Source organism: Rhizobium sp. P2_G2 (genome assembly GCF_056403555.1).
The window spans coordinates 1-3,206 of the sequence record NZ_JBFUFF010000230.1 but is presented as its reverse complement, the minus strand read 5'-3'; the positions used below and the strand labels follow the sequence as shown (position 1 = coordinate 3,206).

Below are 3,206 nucleotides of genomic sequence, written 5' to 3'. Positions count from 1 at the left end.
CGATCGGGTTCTTGTATGAGCCTCAAAATCCGGCGCTGGCAACGTATTCAGGCCCGCGATTGATGGAGTTTCTTTCCGGTGCGTTTCTTGGAAGGATTTTTGGCTTCGACCTGAAAAACAGGCGCTTTCGGGAGGCCACTCTCTACAGCGCACTTGTGTCCGGAAGTCTTCTCGTTTTTGGCGCCGCTTTTCCCGAATTGGGGCCAGGCGCCGCCGCCTGCTTTTTAGTCAGTGCTTTCTTGCTGCTCGATCGCGGCAATCTTATTCCTCGTCTGTTGCCTCTGAAGGCTCTTGGCGACGCATCCTACTCCATCTATCTGGTTCAGGAGTTCGCATATCTCGCAGTGGCCTCGGCGGCGCCTCATCTTGGGCTCGGCGAGGGTGGCAAATTCTATGGATTGGCGTGTATCATCGCCATTGTTTTTGGATTGGTTGCACATAGATGGCTCGAAGTGCCGCTGACTCGCAGCGCCAGACTCGGACTGACGAGGTTGCTTGACAGATCACGGCGTTCGGCTGGTGCAAGCAGCAGCTGATTATCGATTATGCCAGCGAAGTAGCGATCGGGGCTTCTTCGAACGGTGCTGCTATTTGGTTATTCGGACTGACCGAATGCATCGCGGCATGGATCGCCAGTGGGTCGGGAGCGGTTTGGCGATTGGTTGAGCACGACCTCCAATTTCCGGAGCGACTGTGATGACCGCTACCCCATTTTTTTCGCCGGCCGTCGTGTTGTCAAACGTGAGTAGCTTCGGCGTCTCGCACAAGCCCTGCCCATTAGAAATTCGCCGATATCCCTAACCCGGAAACGTTTTTAGCATTTCCTTCCCTGCCAGATTGAAGACCTGGTAACGGGGCAATTCTAACAGAGGGTCGCCCGGCTTCACTCGATCCCCCCGCGTCGTGCAGGCGAATTCCAAGCCGGCTTCGGCGGCAATCGCCGGGGTTTCCGGCCCATAGCTTCCATAGGGATAGGCGAAAGATCTTATGTTCCGGCCGATCAACCGCGCGCATTCCTCGACGCTTCCGCCGATTTCCTGCCCTTGCACTGCCGGAGCACAGCCCGCCAGTGCAGGGTGGGTGACGGTGTGTGCGCCGAGTTCAATCAGGGGCTGGCCAGCGAGCCAGTTCAGCTGCTGCAAGCTCAAGGCGGCACCGCTCGCCGGAGCCTGTTCCGGCACCCCTGATTGCGCATGAAGTTCGGCCATCGCGCTTTCGCGGTCGGTATTGTCGAGCGACTTCAGATATGTCCAGATTCCGATATAGGCACGCTGCCGCGCCGTCCATTCTCCGCCGGATGCGCGCCAGCTTCTTCGTTGAAGGTCGGAGTCCCGTGCTCCCAGGGCCCATTCCCGCCGTTCCGGCGAGGTGATGCGGATCGCAACATCGCGATGCTGCATGACGATTTCTTCAAGCGCGTCCCACCAGAACCAGCGCGTCGAACCGATCATGCCGGAACAGAGAAATATGGTCGCCGGCAGGCCGTTCTCGATGAGCAGCGGCGCGGCAACAGCCGCATTGCAGGCATAACCGTCATCGAACGTGATGGCCGCGGCATTGGGCGGCAGGCTTCCCTCGGCATGACGCCGACAGAAGTCCGTCAGGCTCAGAACTTGCCGACTAGATTTCAACACCTTCAGCTGAGACGCGAAATTGGCAGGGCTGACGCAGATGTCCCAGGGATCGCCCTCGACCTCGGCAATCCGATGATACATGAGAATCACCGGTCCGGGCCTGAGCGCTGCGATCTGCCTCCTAAGCCGCCTCAGAGCGCGTCGAAAGAGATTTGCCGGCATCTAACTTGCCCCTCCCCCCCCGTTCATCCGCAGCCTTGCGGAAATACGGGCCGAGAAAAAATTCCAGGTCGTGACGGCGAGCCGGCGTGAAAAGTGATCGTCGACTTCGAAACCTGCCCGCAGGTCGCGCCAGGCAGCACCCAGGTTCCGCCTTTGGAAGATGTTTCGAAGGATCTGCTCGACGATCAGGCTCCCGTAATATTCTTCGAAAAAAGACCGGCCTTCCCTCCATGCCAGCAACAAGTTTTCGTCTTCCGGACCAGGCTTGTTCTTGTCGAGCACGCGCTTGGCAAGCCTGAGCATATTGGCAAAATTCCGCGTCATGTTCGCCTCGTGACGCCGGTACTCGGCGCCAGATGCATCGTAATGACGGATCGGATGGCTGCGTGACAGGCGGAGATAGATGTCGAAATCCTCACAGGCACGCAGGCTTTCATCAAAACCGCCGCTGGCGGCCAGCATATCGCGACGATAAAGGACGGTGCCGTGCATGGCGATATGATTGCCGCGCAGGAGCCCCGGATGATTGGCGCGCGCGCCATCTGGATGCATTTCGAAGAGCATGTTTCCGGCGACATCGATCTCCCGGTATCCGCCAAACGCGAACGCTGCTGAGGGGGAGCCCATCAATGCCGCGTGCGCACTTTCGAGCGCTGTCGGCAGCAGCCGGTCATCCGCGTCCAGGAACAGGATGAAATCCTGCTTTGATTGTTGCAGCCCGGCATTGCGCGCCGAGGACAGCCCGCCGTTCTTCTTCCAGACATAGCGAATCCCGGGAAAACTGCGCACCACTTCAGCCGTATTGTCGGAGGACCCGTCGTCCACCACGATGATCTCCGTTGGGAGCAGGGTCTGCGCAAGGCAGCTTTCTATGGCCTCGGCCAGAAAATGGCCGTGATTGTAGCAGGCAATCGCCACGCAAATGCCGGACCGAGCGTCAGCCATGGATATATCCAGTCTTCCGGGAGGCGACCGGCACGGTCACAAGCGCAGTGCCACCTGGATGCAACCACCGGTGCAGCGAGTCAACAGCGCGACTAGTGTCAGATGAAGAGTCCGGGTCAGAATATTGCAGTCTAATTCCTCCTCCGGCAGGCAATCCTGCTGCCAAAGGTCGCCCGCGATCATTGCATCCAGGTATAGATGCACCATAGATCAGTACATCCGGTTTGTCGATCTTGCCCTTGCCGAACTGTTTGCAATGGTCGTCGCCGACTTCAGGCACGCGAACCTCGATCGTATCGGCGTGCCGGAGCAGAGATTCGCCGACACAGGACGTCCTCTTAATGCGAGCTTCGCACGCCAAGGAGAAGGACAGACCGGCAGAACAGGCTGCGGCTGCGAGGTAACTTTGGCGCTCAGACGACACTTCATTCATGCAGGACCGACCAAGCTCCGCTCCGTTGACAG

Annotated in this window: 4 protein-coding genes; 1 reads left to right on the top strand and 3 read right to left on the bottom strand. The window is 58.7% G+C overall.

The annotated features are described in order from the left end of the window. A partial coding sequence (locus AC1D06_RS42265; protein WP_477991506.1) for an acyltransferase family protein occupies positions 1-536 on the top strand: 536 nt, incomplete at its 5' end. 261 nt (positions 537-797) lie between these two features. Here the strand turns inward: AC1D06_RS42265 and AC1D06_RS42260 are convergent. The 3 genes from AC1D06_RS42260 to AC1D06_RS42250 form a co-directional block, all read right to left on the bottom strand. Next, the gene (locus AC1D06_RS42260) at positions 798-1,715 is read right to left on the bottom strand and encodes a polysaccharide deacetylase family protein (RefSeq protein WP_477874002.1); all 918 of its coding nucleotides are present in this window, start codon (positions 1,713-1,715) and stop codon (positions 798-800) included. Positions 1,716-1,796: 81 nt separating this feature from the next. Next, positions 1,797-2,741, bottom strand: coding sequence for a glycosyltransferase family 2 protein (locus AC1D06_RS42255; protein ID WP_477874000.1), 945 nt, complete (start codon positions 2,739-2,741; stop codon positions 1,797-1,799). After that, on the bottom strand, positions 2,734-3,206 hold a 473-nt coding region (locus AC1D06_RS42250), incomplete at its 5' end, for a hypothetical protein (RefSeq protein ID WP_477991504.1). The genes AC1D06_RS42250 and AC1D06_RS42255, both read right to left, overlap by 8 nt.